Source organism: Haladaptatus sp. HS23, assembly GCF_056892285.1.
Genome location: NZ_JBXGLH010000001.1, coordinates 799188 through 816604, shown reverse-complemented (window position 1 = coordinate 816604; position 17417 = coordinate 799188). Strand labels below are relative to the sequence as shown.

General features: G+C 62.3%; 16 protein-coding genes. 8 read left to right on the top strand and 8 right to left on the bottom strand.

Annotated elements, in window-relative coordinates; all coding sequences use genetic code 11:
- The first annotated feature begins 35 nt into the window (after positions 1-35).
- Together AC1XDK_RS04470 and AC1XDK_RS04465 are read left to right on the top strand one after the other, a co-directional pair.
- A complete protein-coding gene (locus AC1XDK_RS04470) occupies positions 36-314 on the top strand; it encodes a DUF7967 family protein (protein ID WP_483348560.1) in 279 nt (92 codons plus the stop codon).
- Between the two features lie 117 nt (positions 315-431).
- Positions 432-2840, top strand: coding sequence for a DUF4350 domain-containing protein (locus AC1XDK_RS04465; RefSeq protein WP_483348559.1), 2409 nt, complete (start codon positions 432-434; stop codon positions 2838-2840).
- 198 nt (positions 2841-3038) lie between these two features.
- On the opposite strand, the gene AC1XDK_RS04460 is transcribed toward AC1XDK_RS04465, so the two are convergent.
- Positions 3039-4334: an MFS transporter gene (locus AC1XDK_RS04460; protein ID WP_483348558.1), complete on the bottom strand. Its 1296-nt coding sequence runs from the start codon at positions 4332-4334 to the stop codon at positions 3039-3041.
- A gap of 425 nt (positions 4335-4759) precedes the next feature.
- Between AC1XDK_RS04460 and AC1XDK_RS04455 the strand changes: the two genes are divergently transcribed.
- The 3 genes from AC1XDK_RS04455 to AC1XDK_RS04445 all read left to right on the top strand — a co-directional run bounded on the left by AC1XDK_RS04455 (position 4760) and on the right by AC1XDK_RS04445 (position 8106).
- On the top strand, positions 4760-4969 hold the full coding sequence (locus AC1XDK_RS04455; RefSeq protein WP_483348557.1) for a DUF7561 family protein: 210 nt from the start codon (positions 4760-4762) through the stop codon (positions 4967-4969).
- 67 nt (positions 4970-5036) lie between these two features.
- Positions 5037-6197 carry a site-2 protease family protein gene (locus AC1XDK_RS04450; protein ID WP_483348556.1) on the top strand — a complete coding sequence of 387 codons (1161 nt, stop codon included), beginning with the start codon at positions 5037-5039 and terminating at the stop codon, positions 6195-6197.
- A gap of 79 nt (positions 6198-6276) precedes the next feature.
- The gene (locus tag AC1XDK_RS04445) at positions 6277-8106 is read left to right on the top strand and encodes a helicase C-terminal domain-containing protein (protein ID WP_483348555.1); all 1830 of its coding nucleotides are present in this window, start codon (positions 6277-6279) and stop codon (positions 8104-8106) included.
- Between the two features lie 179 nt (positions 8107-8285).
- Here the strand turns inward: AC1XDK_RS04445 and AC1XDK_RS04440 are convergent, their stop codons facing one another.
- The 3 genes from AC1XDK_RS04440 to AC1XDK_RS04430 are packed head-to-tail and all read right to left on the bottom strand — an operon-like array spanning position 8286 to position 11313.
- Positions 8286-9287: a class I SAM-dependent methyltransferase gene (locus AC1XDK_RS04440; RefSeq protein ID WP_483348554.1), complete on the bottom strand. Its 1002-nt coding sequence runs from the start codon at positions 9285-9287 to the stop codon at positions 8286-8288.
- Positions 9280-10389, bottom strand: a complete 1110-nt coding sequence (locus tag AC1XDK_RS04435; protein ID WP_483348553.1) for a 60S ribosomal export protein NMD3 — start codon at positions 10387-10389, stop codon at positions 9280-9282. Before AC1XDK_RS04435 ends, AC1XDK_RS04440 begins: the two co-directional genes overlap by 8 nt.
- 42 nt (positions 10390-10431) lie before the next feature.
- The gene (locus AC1XDK_RS04430) at positions 10432-11313 is read right to left on the bottom strand and encodes an NAD-dependent epimerase/dehydratase family protein (RefSeq protein ID WP_483348552.1); all 882 of its coding nucleotides are present in this window, start codon (positions 11311-11313) and stop codon (positions 10432-10434) included.
- A gap of 198 nt (positions 11314-11511) precedes the next feature.
- Between AC1XDK_RS04430 and htpX the strand changes: the two genes are divergently transcribed.
- Entirely contained in the window at positions 11512-12393 is an 882-nt protein-coding gene (htpX, locus tag AC1XDK_RS04425) for a zinc metalloprotease HtpX (protein ID WP_483348551.1), read from the top strand.
- A 14-nt stretch (positions 12394-12407) separates the two neighbouring features.
- On the opposite strand, the gene AC1XDK_RS04420 is transcribed toward htpX, so the two are convergent.
- Entirely contained in the window at positions 12408-12941 is a 534-nt protein-coding gene (locus AC1XDK_RS04420) for a DsrE family protein (protein WP_483348550.1), read from the bottom strand.
- An 87-nt stretch (positions 12942-13028) separates the two neighbouring features.
- On the opposite strand from AC1XDK_RS04420, the gene pspAB reads away from it, so the two are divergent.
- On the top strand, positions 13029-13634 hold the full coding sequence (gene pspAB / locus AC1XDK_RS04415; RefSeq protein WP_483348549.1) for a PspA-associated protein PspAB: 606 nt from the start codon (positions 13029-13031) through the stop codon (positions 13632-13634).
- 133 nt (positions 13635-13767) lie between these two features.
- Positions 13768-14799, top strand: a complete 1032-nt coding sequence (gene radA / locus AC1XDK_RS04410) for a DNA repair and recombination protein RadA (RefSeq protein ID WP_483348548.1) — start codon at positions 13768-13770, stop codon at positions 14797-14799.
- A gap of 75 nt (positions 14800-14874) precedes the next feature.
- Here the strand turns inward: radA and AC1XDK_RS04405 are convergent, their stop codons facing one another.
- The 3 genes from AC1XDK_RS04405 to AC1XDK_RS04395 form a co-directional block, all read right to left on the bottom strand.
- Positions 14875-15405, bottom strand: a complete 531-nt coding sequence (locus tag AC1XDK_RS04405; protein ID WP_483348547.1) for a hypothetical protein — start codon at positions 15403-15405, stop codon at positions 14875-14877.
- Positions 15406-15600: 195 nt separating this feature from the next.
- Positions 15601-16017, bottom strand: a complete 417-nt coding sequence (locus AC1XDK_RS04400; RefSeq protein WP_483348546.1) for an iron-sulfur cluster assembly scaffold protein — start codon at positions 16015-16017, stop codon at positions 15601-15603.
- A 27-nt stretch (positions 16018-16044) separates the two neighbouring features.
- On the bottom strand, positions 16045-17364 hold the full coding sequence (locus AC1XDK_RS04395; protein ID WP_483348545.1) for an MFS transporter: 1320 nt from the start codon (positions 17362-17364) through the stop codon (positions 16045-16047).
- Positions 17365-17417 lie beyond the last annotated feature (53 nt).

The window sequence follows — 17417 nt, the reverse complement described above, 5'->3', positions numbered from 1 at the left end:
GGTGGAACTATCTTACTTCACGACGAAACCCACGTATGGTGACCGACACGGTACGCGTCTGGTTGGTCGAACGGACGTACTCGGACGACGAACAGAACCTCATCATCCTCGTCTACGCGACGCCCGACGGGTCGCGTTACTTCCGAAAGGAGCGTGCGCTCCCGAGTTTCACGGGAACAGCGCGGGAAACCACCGCCGCGCTCGACGTTCCGGCGGACCAATTGGGAACGGTCGAGGACGAGGAAACCCGCGACCGATACGCGACGGAAGCCGACCGCATGGCGACCGAATACGAACCCACCGAAGCCGTGTGAACGATTGTGTAATGGAGAGATATATTGAGCAAATACATGAATATATGGGCCAACAAAGAATAAAAATATACAAAAGAATGCAATAATTTATATCCTACCAGCGGTCTGTTTCAACCGATGCGAAGACGAACGTTCATGTCCGCGCTCGCGGCAGCGACCGCAACGGGACCGATAACTGCAACCCTCAGCTCCGACGTACGCGCCGCTTCGGGCGATATTTCGCCGCTCGAATGTCACTCGACGTCGAGCTTTCTCGACGGCACGGGTGGCGAACTGACCGACAGTTCCGTCGTCGCGGTGTGGGCGGAAGACACCGCCACGAACCACGACGCCGATTCGAACGGCGACGCGACCCTCTACAGCAGCGGAACGCCGATTCCGCTGGTCGTCTCCGACTCGAACGTCGTCGCGTTCGGTTCGATGCTCGTCGAGGACGAGACGAACTGGCAACGGGGCAACGAGGAGTTCGTCCTCAACGCGTGGGACGCCGAACTCGGCGGTTCGGGCACCGTTCTCTTCGACGAGGGCCACGGCCAGTACTACGACCTCGCGTCGTTCTCGAAGTTCGAGAGCTACGCCGAGAACAACGGCTACACGGTGACGGCGACGTCCTCCCTCTCGGCGGACCTCGGAAGCGCGGACGCGGCGGTCATCACGTCTCCCGCGACGGCGTTCTCCTCCTCGGAACTCGCCGATCTCCAGAACTTCGTTTCCGGCGGTGGGGTGTTGTTCGTCCACGACCAGTCGGACTACAACGACAACGATACCACGGCCAATCTGAACGACTTCGCCAGTTCCCTCGGCCTCCCGTTCCGGTTCAACGACGACGAGGTGCTCGACGCCTCGAACAACGGCGGCGCGGACTACAAACCGCTCACGAGCCAGTTCAACACGGCCTTCGACTACTTCACCGACCGCGAAGGGCTCGGGTTAGACAAGAGCAAGACCTACACCGTCGACGTCACCAAGGTTGCGGACGGCGACACGGCGACGGTGGAGTTCTCGGACGGTTCGACCGAGAGCATCCGAATCCTCGGCATCGACACACCTGAGAAGGCGGCGAACAGTTCCGCCGAGCGGATTCAGGAGTGGGAGGGCATCGAGACGCTGAGCTATCTCCAGACGTGGGGCTCGAACGCCACCGACTTCGGGAAGAACGAGCTAAGCGGTGCGACCGTCGAACTCTCGTTCGACCGGAACGAACCGCTTCGGGACACCTACGGCCGCGTCCTCGGCTACCTCCACTACGACGCGACGGGCGACGGTTCCCGCGACGACTTCTACAACCTCCGCGCCGTCGAAACCGGTCACGCCCGCGTGTACGGGTCCGGTTCCTCATACCACGACGACATCTGGCGTGCCGAGGACACCGCACGGTCGAACGGCACCGGCGTGTGGGGCCAGAGCGACCCCGACGCCTCCTCGGAGATCCGTAACCGTGCAGTGGACGACCTGTTCCTCCCGCAAGCCGCCAGCGTCAAGACCGCCTCGGGTGGCGTGAGCGATTCCCGCGTCCCGATTTATGCGGAAAGCACCGCCACACAGTCCGGCGGCTACGCCTACGGCGGCGACATCCCGCTCGCGGCGGTCGACGAGTCCGCCAACGTCGCCGTAGTCGGTAGCCCGCTCATCGACGAGAGCTACGAGAGTTCCGAGGGCTTCGCCGTCGATACGTCGGGCTACGAGAACTTCGCCTTCCTCACGAACCTCATCGACTACGTGAGCGACCGCAGCGGCGATGTCCTCATCGACGGCGGTCACGGCCAGTTCGACGCGAGCTACGCCGTCTCGAACGACGACGCGGCGTACTACCAGCGCTACCTCGAAGGCGTGGACCTCTCGTTCGACCAGGCGAACGAACTCGACACGTTCGACCTCTCGCGCTGGCAGGCCATCGTGGTCACCACCCCCGCCGACGCGTTCACGCAAGCCGAAATCGACGCGCTCTCCTCGTTCGTCGCGGACGGCGGCGCTGTCGTCCTCGTCGGTGCTGGCACGGCACCGTCGGATGCCCGCACCAACCTCAATGACCTCGCGTCCGCGCTCGGTACCGACCTCCGAATCAACGGCGACCACGTTACCGACGGCACGAACAACGTCAACGGCGACTCCGGAATCCCGACGACGACCGTCTTCGATACGTCCTTCCCGCTGTTCGACGCCTACGACGGTTCGACCGGCGGCAGTGGCAGCGGTGACATCTCCATCGTCCAAATCCACGAGGACGCATCGGGTAACGACAACGACAACCTCAACGACGAGTACGTCGTCTTCGAGAACTCCGGAACCGGTTCCATCGACCTCTCCGGGTGGACCGTCGAGGACGAGGTGTCCCACACCTACGCATTCCCAAGCGGGTTCACGCTCGACGCCGGTGCGCAGGTGACGCTCCACACCGGTACCGGTTCGGACACGAGTTCCGACCTCTACTGGGGGAACACCGGGTCCGCGGTCTGGAACAACGGCGGCGACACGGTGTCTGTCTACGACGATAGCGACGCGCTCTACACGAGCAAGTCGTACTGAAGCGTCCGCTTCGTTTCGATGTTTTATATTTGAGACGTTCGGGAGCGACTGCCCTGATTTTGACGGGAACGGCCGCTGCTGGACGGAAATCGATGTATGCTATGACTCTGACATATATCGAATAGTGCTATATCGAACGAAACGTTTCGACTCACGGCTGATACCGCTTCGGAACGGCGTACGGGTCGGAGGTCCGTGTTACTCCTCGTTTCGGTCCGATGGGACCGTCACATCGAACACCGCTGGGTCGGCATTCGCGACAGCGGGGAGTTGCCGGAGTCGCGGTCGCACGAGAACGTACAGCCCCGTGAACCCGAAGCCAAATGCGGCTATCCCCATGGTCGTCGTCGTTCCTACCACTGCGGCGACGACGCCGCCGATGAGCGACCCGAGCGGCAGCGTGGCTCCGGAAGCCGTCCCCTTGATGGAGGACACGCGACCGAGGAGGTCGGACGGAAACATGGTCTGGTTCAGCGTCGCCATGAGTACGCCGTTGATGCCCGCGGGTATCCACGCGAGTCCGAAGAGGACGACGGTGAGCGCGGGCGACTGCACGTACACCGCGGCGAACCAGCAGCACGCGGCCACCGAGTTGCCGACGAGCAACAACCGGCCGTACGCGACGCCTTCGAAATAGGGGGCGACGAGCGACCCGACGAGTCGCCCGATGCCGAGCGCACCGAGCAGCAGGCCGTAGACGGCGGGGCCACCCAGCGAGTCGCCGAACGCCGGGAGGATTGCCAGCGTCACACCGGTCGCCAGGTTGGCCACCGCCGTCGTGAGTATCAGTTCGACGAAGACGGTTCCCCGGAGAACGTCGCTCCCCGCTCGCAGGTCGTCGATGTACGACCCGAGTATCGACCCGTCGGTTCGCTCCGATTCTCTCTTCGCCGTGTCATTCGGGACCGCGACACCGGCGAACAACAGTCCCGCGACGGCGAACGTTGCCGAGTCAAACAGGAACAGCGTCGTCGCGCCGAAGACGGCGATGAACGCGCCGCCGAGCGCGTCGAACACCATGTCGAGTCCGAGCGTGACGGTTGCGAGCGCGGAGTTCGCCCTCGATAGCCGCGAATCGGCCACGATTCGCGGGACGAGCGTCGTCTGCATCGGTGACATCAGTAGCGTTGCCAGCGTCAGTATCGGAACCACGGCGAGCAGAACGCCGACGCTCATCCATCCCGTCACCACGGCGAACGGGAGGACGAGAACGACGACGCCCTGCAAAACCTGTGACCCCACGAGCACGGGTTTGAGCGGGAATCGGTCGACTATCGGTCCGGCGAGTATCTGCAAGAGCCACGGGAGCAACAACAGCGAGTTCGCGATTCCCGTGAGAACCGTCGAACCGCTGAGTTCGAAGACGAGCCAGAGGACGGCGACGGTGTAGAGGCTGTCCCCGGCGTTCGTCACGAACTCCCCGGTGAAGAACCGCCGAAAATCGCGGTTCCGCCACAGCGATGGCACTTTTCCGTCCGCGTCGGTGGTGGTCATTCCTGGCCACCTCTGGCGGTCGTTATTCGTGGTTGGAGCGGTTCGTGGGACCGCGAGCGATGCGTCTGTCGTTCGAAGGGCGATGCGTGGACCGGCGAGTCACGGCCGTGTGTCGGCGACTCAGTTACTGTCGGCATATGCGTGTGTGTTCGGTCGAGAAATTGCGGCTACAGAACGTAGCGGAACGAAACCCGAGTGCTGCGGCTATCGGGCCCGCTCCGAGGCGGGGGGAACGAGCGGGTCGAACACAGGACGACGCGCAAGCCGTGGAATCATAGAACGGTTCGTTCCGAAACGTGTGCGGTAGTGTATTTAGTTCTGACGGAGGTATGACATGCCGTCACGGACCGCTACTCGCCCATTCGACCATTTTCCAGGCCAACCTCTCCGAACATTCTTTCCCCGTGAGCAACCAACCGACACCAATGACGACCGACAAGTGCGACGGTTGTGGGGCGGACGTGCCGATTGCGGGCGGTATCGCCAATCTCTGGAGTTCGAACCCACAGACGACGGGCGGGATGACGTTGGAGTTCGAGGACGGAAGCGAACACTTCCTCTGCTATGCCTGTATCGAGGAGTTACCGGACTATCCCTCGGGGGCGGACGTGGCGACGCTCAGAGCCGACGAGTAACCGAGTGAGGACCGAGCGGAAAACTGGACACAATATTGACGCTTGTCCGGCCCTTGACTAGGGTAGGATGCGGGGTAGTCGAATCGGGTCGGTCTGGGGGATTTCGGTCCTCGTCGATATCAGCCTCCTGTTGGCGCTTCCCGTCGTCGGGTGGTGGGTTCAGCGCGGCGTCTCGGTCCGCGTGTGGATAGACGTTCTCACGGAAATCTCGCCACACACGGTCCGATATTCGGCCATCGACACCGGGCTGACCCCGTGGTTGGTCGGCGCGGTGGTGTTCTTCGGCTTCTTGGCGAGCCTCCTCGTTCACGATTTGGTGCAGACGTGGCTGGCCCGCCGATACGGGGTCGAGACGCGCTACATCATGCTCTGGGTGTTCGGTAGCCTCTCGCAGTTCGATTACAGCCCGCGGTACTTCGAACGGGAAACACGAATCGCTCTCGCCGGACTGCTGACCAGTGCGCTTCTCACCGGCCTCTTCACGGCGGTCCTGTGGGCCATCCCGGGCGACCCGCAGGTCGTGGTGGTATCGGTGGGTCTGTTGGCCATGTTCAACGGCGTCGTTTGGCTCGTCAACCTGTTTCCCATCTTCCCCTTCGACGGCGCACTCTTGCTTCGGTCCCTTCTCCGTAGGGTCACTTCGACCATGCTGGCGACGCGAATCGTCAGCATCCTCGGGCAGGTCGTCGCGGTGGTCGTAATCTTCTACGCCGCGTTCGTCCTCGAACACCTTCTCTTCGGCCTCGTCGCGGTGTTCTTTTTCTTCTCGGCGATGGACGAACGGCAGTTCGTCAGAAATCGGCTGTTTCTCGCCGATACGTCCGTCTCGGAGTTCGTCCGACACAGGGAATCGTGCGTCCCGTCGAAGACGTTGGTGGACGACTTTCTGGTCGAGGAACGACTCGACCTGAGCGACGAGCGGGCGTTTCCAATCTGTGACGGGGACGGCACGCCGCTCGGCGTCCTCACGACCGACGCGTTACGGTCGTGGACGGACCGAACGGGTGTCTCGGCGACGACGAACGTCGGAAAACTCGTTTCGGAAGACGTCGCCTCGATTCCCGAAGACGAAACCGCTCTCACGGCGTACCTGCTGTTTCGAGACGGGACGAAGTACGTTCTCGTCTCGTATCGCGACGATATCGGCGTGCTGACGGCGTCGGAGTTCCTCCACATGCTCGGCGTTCGCCAGCAGATAGCGGGTGTCAATCTACGAAGGCTCCCGTAGGTCTCTTTTCCCGACCGCCTCCGTTCTCCGTCCCGCGAGACCGGCGGGTTTTACGACCCTCCTTCCCGTTTTACCAACAGTGAACCCCGAGCGGATTTTTGACGAGTTCCCCGCGCCTTCCTTTCGTGGCAACCAGCAGGAGGCGCTCGCCGACGTTCGGTCGGCGTTCGAGGGAGACAACGACGTGGTGTTGGTCCGGGCACCGACGGGGAGCGGCAAGTCCCTGCTCGCTCGGGCGATTGCGGGATGTGCTCGACGCGTAGACGAGGCGGACCCGAGCGATTCGACCGGCGCGTACTACACGACGCCGCAGGTGTCGCAGTTGGACGACGTGGCCGAGGAACCCCTCCTCGACGACCTCAAAATCATCCGCGGGAAGCGAAACTACTCCTGTATCCTGCCCGGCGAACACGACACGCCGGTCAACCGAGCGCCCTGCGCTCGGGAGAAAGGGTACGACTGTTCGGTGAAACATCGGTGTCCGTACTTCTCCGACCGAGCCATCGCCAGCAATCGGGAAATCGCGGCGATGACGCTGGCGTACTTCATGCGGACCGCCGGGTCGGAGGTGTTCCGCAAGCGGGACGTGGTGGTCATCGACGAGGCGCACGGACTCGCCGAGTGGGCCGAGATGTACGCGGCCATCGACCTGAATCCCCGGACGGTGCCCATCTGGGACGACCTGAAGGTGCCCGAAATCAGCGGCCTCGACAGGGCGGTGGAGTACGCCGAGCGACTCGCGGGGACCTGCAAACGACGGAAGGACGACCTCGTCGCGCAACCGGAACTCACTCCCGGCGAGGTGGCCCGACGGGACCGGTTTCAGGAACTCGTCTCCGAGTTGGACTGGTTCGTGGACGACTACCGCGACACGGACAGCGCGACGGAGTGGGTGGTGGACCAACCGGACGGCGCGGGCGGACCGATTACTATCAAGCCGATGAACCCCGAGCGCTACCTCGCCCACACCGTCTGGGACCGGGGCAACACGTTCGCGCTCCTCTCGGCGACGATTCTGAACAAGGAGGCGTTCTGCCGGCAGGTCGGTCTCGACCCGGACCGTGTCGCCCTCGTGGACGTGGGTCACACCTTTCCGGTCGAAAACCGACCGCTGTACGACGTGACGCAGGGGAAGATGACCTACGAACACCGCGAGGAGACGCTCCCCAAAATCGCGCGAACCGTCGTCAGAATCATGCAGGAACACCCCGACGAGAAGGGAATCGTTCACGCCCACTCCTATCACATCCAGAAAAATCTCGCGGAGCGACTGGAGGCGTTCGGCGTCGGCGGACGGGTGCGTGCCCACGGCCGGGACTCCCGCGACGCCGACCTCGATTCGTGGAAAGCCACCGACGACCCCGACGTGTTCCTCTCGGTCAAGATGGAGGAAGCGCTGGATTTGAAAGGTGACCTCGCCCGCTGGCAGGTGCTCTGCAAAGCGCCGTTCTTGAACACGAGCGACTCGCGGGTCGCCCACCGACTCGAACACGGGCAGTGGGCGTGGTACTACCGCGCCGCGCTTCGCACCGTCATTCAGGCCTGCGGGCGGGTGATTCGTGCGCCCGACGATTACGGCGCGACGTATCTCACCGATTCGAGCCTCCTTCAACTGTTCGACCGCGCTCGAACCGATATGCCCGACTGGTTCGCGGAGCAGGTGGACCGAATGGCCTATCCCGAGTTACCCGAGTTCGACCCGCGTTCGGCGGGCGGTTCCGGCGGGAGCATCGGCCACGGTAGCACCCGGCAGTTCGACGGTAACGGCGGTGGCAACAGCGGACGGAACGATTCGTCCGATGGAAACGAGACGGGTGATTCCGATTCCGGGTCGAACTCGCAGCGGAACTCCCGCTCGCGCCGTTCCCGGAAGAAGAGTCCCATGGCGGACGTGTGGGACACGGAATAATTTCCACGAAGTCCATCGAACGGCTCAGATGAGCGTGACGGTGTAGGCGACTGCCGAACTCAGCATCAGCAGGACGAAGAACAGCGAAATCAACTTTTGTCTGTCCATACGTGACCGAACGGTTCATCTTTAATAGGTTTTTCCCACGACAGTTCGACCCGCTCCACACGACGCGTTACTCAGTCCACTCGCGCATCGACCACGACGTGCCACACGCCCTCGCTGTGGCTCTTGACGCGGCGTCTGTCGAGGAGTTCGACCTCGCGTCCGCGTTCGCGGGCCGCCGATTCGAGCCGTGAAACCGGACGCTCCCACAGTCGGTTTTCGGGCGTCGTCTCGTGCATGTGGACGACTCCGCCGGGTTCGAGGGCGTTCAACGCCGTGTCCAGATACTCGTGGGCGTCGTAGTAGCCCATGACGACGCGCTCCACGCTCACGTCCGTCATCTCCCGGCAGTCGGCGCGGTAGGCGTCTATGCGGTGGGGAACGTCGTTCAGCATGGCGTTCTCCACGAGATACTTGAACGACGCCGGGTTGCGCTCGACGGCCGTCACCTGCGCCCCGGCGCGGGCCATCGGGAGCGTGAAATAGCCGATTCCGGCGAACATGTCGAAGACGCGTTCGTCCGGCGAGACGACGTCGCCCATCCGTGACCGCTCGCGCTGGTTGCCGGGCGCGAACATCACTTCACGGAGGTCGAGGGCGTACTTCGTCCCGTGTTCGGTGTGGACGGTTTCGGTGTCGCTCGACCCCGCGATGACGGTCACGTCAGGTTCCCGGTGTTCGCCGGAAATCCCGCCGCGGGCGAGGACGGTTTCGGCTTCCCCGTGAAGGGCGAGGAGTTCCTCGCCGACCTCCTCGGGACGCGGGCAGTCGTCGCACTGGACGAGAATCACGTCCCCGATGACGGCCCACGACTTCGGGGAACGGTCGATTTCGTCGTCCGTCCAGCCGCGTTCCCGGAGCAGTGATTCGAGGTCGGTGTGTCGGAACTCCGGGTCGGACTGTTCGACTACCCTCTCGAACCCCGTTTCGGTCGGTCGTGCAGTCACGGGCAGTTCGACCAGTTCGTCGTCGTGTTCGCGGACCTTCCGGGAGGCGTCGTAGACGCCGTCCGCTTCCAGTTCCGCGATGGTGTCCTCGGCGCGAGGTTTCGCCACGAGGACGGCGAGGTTACGCATCCGGGACCACGTACAGGCCCGTCCGACTCTTGAACACCGGGACCGTCTCCGCGTCCTCGTCCATGTAGGACGGTTTGGCGATCGTCTCGGTCTGGTAGGTCTCCGGATCCAGCACCTGTACCGCGCGTTCGTCCGTCACCGCGACGAGCGTCGTCTCCTCCGCGTCGTCGACGGTGCCCAACTTGCGGGCGTCGGCGGCGTCTTCGTTTCCGAACCGCGCCTCGTACTCCTCGCCGGTGGTAATCCGTCGGCCCTTCAGGTTTCCTTGCACGCTCCTGACGAGGACCGGTCCGTCGTCGTCCGGGTCGATGATGTCGCCGGGTGTGAACGGCGGCAGACGGACGGCGTAGGTCACGCGATACACTCCGTTGCCGTCCTCGTCCTCCGTGACGAGGGTTTCCGCATCGGAAAAGCTCCCGCCGAACTCCTCGACCAGTTTGCTCGAAATCTTCTTGCCGATGTTGGTGGTCGAGACTTTGATGTTCAGGCCGTCGGGCGTCTCGTCCATCTCGGTGACGAAGGCGTTTCTGTCGCCCGTGGCCTCCATGTCCGTGACGATTTCGTTGGCGATTTCGCGGGCGCGCTTCTCCTCTTCCGGCGTCGGCGTCCGGTCCACGCCGCGCACCTGCACGATGCTCGCGTAGTAGTCCCCCGCGATTCGTCCACAGCGGGTACACGTCTGGCGGGCGATCATCACGGGCACCATGATTTCCTCCTCGATGAGCGTGTCACGGACGACGCCGGAGAAGTAACAGTGCATTCGAATCGTGTTCGGGTCTATCTGTTCGGGTTCCACCTGCCACGACACGTCGCGGGCATCGACGTGGACGGCGAGCGCTTCGCTCACTTCCTCGATGGCGATGTCGGTGTAGTCTCGCGCGCCCACGTCCACCCAGCGTCGACCGCGGTACACCGCACCGCACTGTGCACACACCCGGACTTCGATTCGCTCCGGCGCGTCCACGAGGTCGAACCGGTCGAAGTAACACGAATCACAGAGCTTTCGCTCGCGTGGGGAGGCGGAGGTCGGATAGTCCCGGTCCGTGATATCGACCTCGATGGGGTCGCCACAGTTCGGGCAGAATTCTCCAGAGTCGGTCATTGACGGTTCTATGTCGTTCTCGCTTTTAAGCCTGTAGAAGGCTCACGACAGGACGTACTCGTCCTCATTGACGGAATCGCGCCACGAATGTGTCGGCGTCCACCCGAGCATCGACTCGGCTTTCTCGGTCGAAAGTGCCGAATCCGACCCCGAGATGGTACTGCGTTCCGGAACCCCGCCGAAGAACTCGGTCAGGGCGTCTTCGATGGGTTCGTCGAGGTAGTTGTCCGCCGCCGAGACGATGAACGGTTCGTGTCCGTCGAAGTCCACCGTGATGGCTCGCTCGATTGCCGTCACGACGTCTCGAACGTCCACGTACGACCAGAAGTTCCCCGCACCGGTTGCGAGGTTGTCCCGCGCGTCGAGACAGTCGTACTCCGAGGGGAACTGCACCCACGACCCCCGAATCGAGGCGACGGGGACGCCGTATCGTCGGGCGACCATCGCTCCTATCTGCTCGCCGACGGCCTTCGAGGTTCCGTACGGGTCCTGCGGCCGAAGCGGGTGTTCCTCGTCCAACGGAAGATACTCGGGAAGGGTCGGCTCCCCCGCGAGCTGGAAGCCGTAGGCGCTCTCGTTCGACGCCCACGCGATGCGGGCGTTCGCCCGTCCCGCGGCCGTGAGGACGTTGTAGGCCCCGATGACGTTGTTCTCGAAGATTCGCATCCCGCTGTGGCGTTCCGGTGACGGCAGCGTCGCCCAGTGGACGACCGCGTCGGGATTTTCCGTCGAAATCGCTTCCGCTGTTTCGACCTGTTCGGTCAAATCCGCCGCGCGAAAGGAAATTCCTCGATATCCCCCAAGCTCCCAGTTCGACCGCGAGAGACTGATACAAGTAACGTCCCACCCCGTCTCGGCGAGGTGTTTGGCGAGCCAGCAACCGGTCCGGTCGAGGCGGCCGGCTAAGACGACCGTGCCGGTCATCGAGGTACCCTCGCCGGTTCAAACGAGAACATACTCGCTTTAATCCGTCTCCGGGCGTAAGCGTTCTGGCCTCAACGAGACTGAATATCTCTCCTTTGTGTCATAGAACGAGTGACGAATAAAAAGGCACGACTCCGATTGCTACTCATTCACATGGGTCAACGAATCTTTAAACGGTCGGAATCCCTAGACTGAAGTATGAAATGGAAGGCAGATTGGGGACTTCGAGCCCGGATGGGCCTGACGATGTTCCTCCTGTTCGCACTGTACATCGTGTTCATTGGTCTGTTGTCGCTTACGAAGCTCGGATTCTCGTTCATAATCCTGATAATGGCGGCCTTCTCGATAGGCCAGTTCTTCTTCAGCGATAAACTGGCGCTGTGGAGTATGGGTGCCCACGAGGTGAGCGAAGACGAGTATCCGGACCTCCACGCGACCATCGGTCGGCTCTGCCAGCAGGCCGACCTGCCGAAACCGAAGGTCGCGGTCGCTGATACGCGCGTGCCGAACGCCTTTGCGACTGGACGGTCCCAGAAGAACTCCGCCGTCTGCGTGACGAGCGGGCTCCTTCAGACGCTGAATCAGGAGGAATTGGAGGGCGTGTTAGCCCACGAACTCGCCCACGTCAAGAACCGCGACGTGATGGTGATGACCATCGCGTCGTTCCTCTCGACCATCGCGTTCCTCGTCGTTCGCTGGGGCTGGCTGTTCAGCGGTGGCCGCGACAGCCGGGGTAACAACCAAGTTCCCGTCTTCGTCGCCATCCTCGCGTCGCTCGCGGTGTGGATAATCAGCTACTTCCTCATCCGCGCGCTCTCGCGCTACCGCGAGTTCGCCGCCGACCGCGGTGGGGCGTCGATTACGGGCAAGCCGTCCGCGCTCGCGTCGGCCCTGCTGACCATCGACGGCGGGATGGACAGGGTTCCGAAGGAGGACTTGCGCGAGCAGTCGGAGATGAACGCGTTCTTCATCATTCCCGCGAAGGCCGGGTTCATCAGCAAGCTGTTCAGCACGCACCCGAGCACCGAAGCGCGGGTCGAGCGACTCCGCGACATGGAACGCGAGATGGAGTCGTACTGACGCTACGAGTGACGCTACGGCGTCTTGATGTAGGCGTACCCTTTTTTCGCCTGTAGTTTCGTGAGTTCACCGACACCCGCGGGAACGACTTCGACGCCGGAGAGGAGGTCTTCTTTCGCGTAGTTGAGTTTGTTCATGCTGTTGTGACACGCCTTGAACTTCACGCCCTCCTTCGCGAGCGATTTCACCGTTTCCGCTTCGGTGGAGTCGGTCGTGAGAAGCTTGACGCCCACGCCGTTCGCGACGAGCGCGATGGTTTCCGTGTCCGTCGAGTCGTCGTTCAACAAGTTGGCGACGTTCGCCACTGCGTGTTTCTGATAGTCGTCCCCTTCGCTGAAGTGAAATACTGAACTCATCGTGGTCTCCGTGGGTTCTTCCGTCTCCGTGGTTTCGTCGTCCGTCTCGGTCGTCGTCTCCGTCGACGTCTCGGTTTCCGTCGTGGTGGCAGTGCCCTCGCTCTCGGCGGGCATGTTCGAACACCCCGCGAGTGCGACGGCGGTGCCGGCACCTGCCAGTTCGAGAAACCGGCGTCGGGAATGCGTTCCCATCGGTTTTACGAACGGTTCGAATACTCTTTATTAACTGCCACATAAGCATCGCCTCCCTTTTTCCGCTCCGACTCCGTACACCTCGGTATGGGACTATTCGACGGCATCCGGGAGGTACTCGGCATCCGCGCCGAGACGGACGCGGGGCGCGCGGCCGACCCGGAGGACCTCTTCGGGATGAGTACGGCCTACGTCACGATGGAAGCCGACCTCGGTTACGAGTCGGTCGGGCAGGCCGCCCTGTGTTTTTCCGAGGTCGATAGCACCGACTTTCAGGACGCGGTCGACGAAGTGCACGCCATCCTCGAAGCGGGAAAGGAGGAAACTGGAACCGAGGCGACCGCGCACGTGGACAGTCACGGCTACTCGTGGTTCGTCCTCGAGGACGACGACCCGGAGGACCTCGTAACGAGCGTCCACTTCGCGGCGGACACGTTCGTCGAGCAGGGCTACGGGTCGCGCCTCCTCGCCGCGATTTTCGGCTTCGAACGCGACGGGAACTACGTCTACTGGCTGTACTCGTTTCGTCGCGGGGCTTACTATCCGTTCGCACCGCAGCGGGGACACGAGCGCGACTCCGCCGCCGAGTTCAAACTCCGAAGCAACATGGACGGGGAACTCGAAATAGAATCCGACGAGCAGTACTGGTATCCGCTCTGGCCCGATTCCTCCCACAACCATCCGTGGGAGTAGTTCACTCACTCATTCTTCTTCGTATCTAAAGGCTTCCCTTCCGATTCGTGTCCCCCGACGCCACCCCTCATTTTCACTTTCACTCCGCTGTTAACGGGGGTTTATATGATGACGGGAACAAGGCAGGAGTACGATGGCAGACGTAGACCTCGAAGCACTCCCCGGCGTCGGTCCAGCAACGGCAGAAAAACTCAACGAAGCGGGATTCGATTCCTATCAGAGTCTCGCGGTTGCGAGTCCCGGCGAACTCAGCAACACCGCGGACGTCGGCGAGAGCACGTCCGCCGACATCATTCAGGCCGCCCGAAAGGAGGCCGATATCGGCGGGTTCGAAACCGGCTCACAGGTGCTCGAACGGCGCGAGCGAATCGGCAAGCTCAGCTGGCAGATAGACGAGGTGGACGAACTCCTCGGCGGCGGCGTCGAGACACAGTCCATCACTGAAGTGTACGGTGAGTTCGGCTCGGGGAAGTCCCAGATCACCCATCAGCTTTCCGTGAACGTCCAGTTGCCGCCCGAGCAGGGCGGCCTGCACGGTAGCGTCATCTTCATCGACTCCGAAGACACGTTCCGTCCCGAGCGTATCGACGACATGGTTCGCGGCCTGCCGGAAGAGGCCATTCAGGCCACGATGGACGACCGCGAAATCGAGGGCTCGCCGGACGACGACGAGGCGATGGACGAACTCATCGCCGACATCCTCGACAAGATTCACGTCGCCAAAGCGTTCAACTCCAACCACCAGATGCTCCTCGCGGAGAAGGCACAGGAACTCGCCGGCGAACACGAGGACGGCGATTGGCCCGTCCGACTGGTCTGTATCGACAGCCTCACGGCCCACTTCCGCGCCGAGTACGTCGGCCGTGGACAACTCGCCACTCGCCAGCAGAAACTCAACAAACACCTGCACGACATCGACAAGGTCGGCAACCTGTACAACACCGCGGTCGTGGTGACGAACCAGGTTTCGTCCAACCCCGACTCGTTCTTCGGCGACCCGACCCAGCCTATCGGTGGGAACATTCTCGGCCACAAGTCGACGTTCCGCATGTACCTCCGCAAATCGAAGGGTGACAAGCGTATCGTTCGACTCGTGGACGCGCCGAACCTCGCGGACGGCGAAGCGGTCATGCGTGTCCAGGACGGCGGTCTGAAGCCGGAATAGACGAACCGCACCCCGCGATTCTACCACCGATATTTTGTTCTCTCGATGGTGGCTTCCAAAAAATGCGGATGGCGTCTACTGGGTTCGTTCCTCGCCTTGCGAGCGGTTCCCCGGTTCGGCTAGCTCCCGTGGACTCCCCCCATCGGCAGATTCCTCCGATATCGTCTCCGCTTCGGACCCGTCCATACGGTAGCCGACGATGGCCGTCGCAAGCGACCCGACGATGGCGGTGTAGGCACCGTACGCGAAGTCTATCGACACCGCGTCCTGGAATATGTTGCCCTGCATCTGTGTGTTGTACTGGTCGATAGAATCGTATATGTTCGCCGTCGTCCCGAGAACGATCAGGAGGAGGAGGATTCCGCCGACTAGCCACGCCAACCGCTCCTGTCGTTTCTCCAGGAACAGGGTCGAAATCGCGATTCCGACGGCGAGAGCGAACATGAAGATACCCGTATCCATCTTCATTCCCGTGACCTGTGCGCTGAACAGCCCCGAAACGCTCACCCATGGAAGGAAGAGCGACGAGGCGACGAGGCCGGGCCATACCATTCGCAGTTCGGCTGATTCTCGCAACTGTTCGGCCGTGATTTCGTCGTTTGCCATCCTTCAGAACTCCTGAGCGGAAACGGGACGCGTTTTCACTCATCCGTGATGAGTCGGACAGGTTATATATACCTTCGAGATAGTAGGGCGGGATTTCGATACCTTTCTTCGCTGTGGCTGTTCGGTTCGATATCGGCGCGGAAAATCGGATTCGAACGAATCGAAAAAGTCACCGACATCGACGGACGTGGTTGGTTATTCGGTCGTCGTCTGCCCGTCGTCCTTCTCGCCCTCGTAAATCTCCGCTCCGTCTTGGACGATCTTCTCGGCCAACACCGCGCATTTGACACGCATCGGGCTGATTTCGACGCCGAGCATGTCGATAACGTCGTCGCGGTCCATTGCCTCCACCTCGTCGAGCGTCATGCCGGGAAGCTTCTGCGAGAGCATGCTGGCGCTCGCTTGGCTGATGGCACAGCCGTCGCCGCGGAACGCGACCCGTTCGATGGTTTCGCCGTCGTCTTCGAGGGAAACGTCGAACTCCAGTTCGTCGCCACAGGACGGATTGACCCCCTCGTGGCTGAACTGGGCGTCGGCCAACTCCCCGTAGTTTCGCGGGTTCCGATAATGGTCGAGAATCTGCTGCCGGTACATGTCCGAACCCATGCTCATAGTTGAATCCGAATAGGACGGAGCCACCTAAAAGGATTCCGACGATTCGGCCCCTGTCGCTGTCGTGAGACCGTGCTTCTCGGCGTCCAACTCGTCGGCCTTCGCGATGTTCCGAAGTAGTGGATGTGCGAGCCAACAGAACGCGATGCACAGGAATCCGAACCCCGCAGTCGTCATGACAGGGGTGGTCCCGAGGGCGTCCCCGCCGATACCGCCGAGGAGGGACCCGAGCGGCATCGCGCCGACGGACGCGCTCGAAAGGACCGACGAGACGCGGCCCATGAGGTCCTCGGGGACGACGGACTGTATCATCGCTGCGAAGATGACGTTCGTCGCGCCGACCGGAATCCACGCGAGGAAGAACAGGGCCATCGTCGCCGGAAACCAGCCGATGAGGACCGCGGCGAGCCACGTGATACCGCTGAAGACGAACCCGCCGATGCTCAGTTTGGCGAGCGAAAACCGCTTGAGCGGCGTCGCGGCGAGCGACCCGACGAGCATTCCGCCGACCACCGTAGCGAGGAGGAACCCGTACGCGTCCGACCCGCCGTTGGCCTGCGCGTAGGCGGGCAGCACCGCGAGGGTGCTGCCGATGGTGGCGTTGACGACGAGACTCCCGGCGAGTACCCAGACCAGTACCGACCCACGGACGTACCTGATTCCGTCGAAAAGTTGAGTGCGGTACTCCTCGATGGCGGCGCTGAGCCCATCGGTTTGGGCGATATCGGTATCCGTCTCCATATCGGACTCGGATTCGGATTCGGATTCAGTTTCGGCGGGTGGGATTCGAACGGCGAGGAAGACGAGCGTCGCGGCGAGGAAGGTCACGGAATCGAGGACGTAGAGCGCGATCGCGCCGACCAGCGCGACGACGATGCCGCCGAGCGCGGTGAAGGCGAAATCGACGCCTTGGTAGGCGAAGGAGAACGCCGAGTTGGCCTCCACGAGGTCGTCTTTCTCGACGACGCGGGGGAGGGCGGCCTGCTGTGCCGGGTAGACGAACTGGTTGATGAGCGAGAGCAGGGGCATCACGACGAGGACGACCCAGACGGAGAGCCAGCCCATCACGTACGCGACGGGAACGCAGAGGACGAGAAGACCCTCTGCGACCTGCGTGGCGACGAGAATCCGCCGGAGTTGCCAGCGGTCCACCAACGGTCCGGCGAGGAACTGGAGCGTCTGTGGAAGCATGGTGAGAAAACCCGCAAGACCCGTGTAAAACGACGACCCGCCGAGTTCGAAGGCGAGCCACATGGCCGCGACGGCGTAGGCGCTGTCTCCGGCGTTCGTTATCAACCGACCGACAAACAGACGACGGAACGTTCGATTCCTGAATAGAGAGCGCATGAAACGAGACAGGAGCGACGGACGGATATATGATTCCAGAACTACATTTCTGT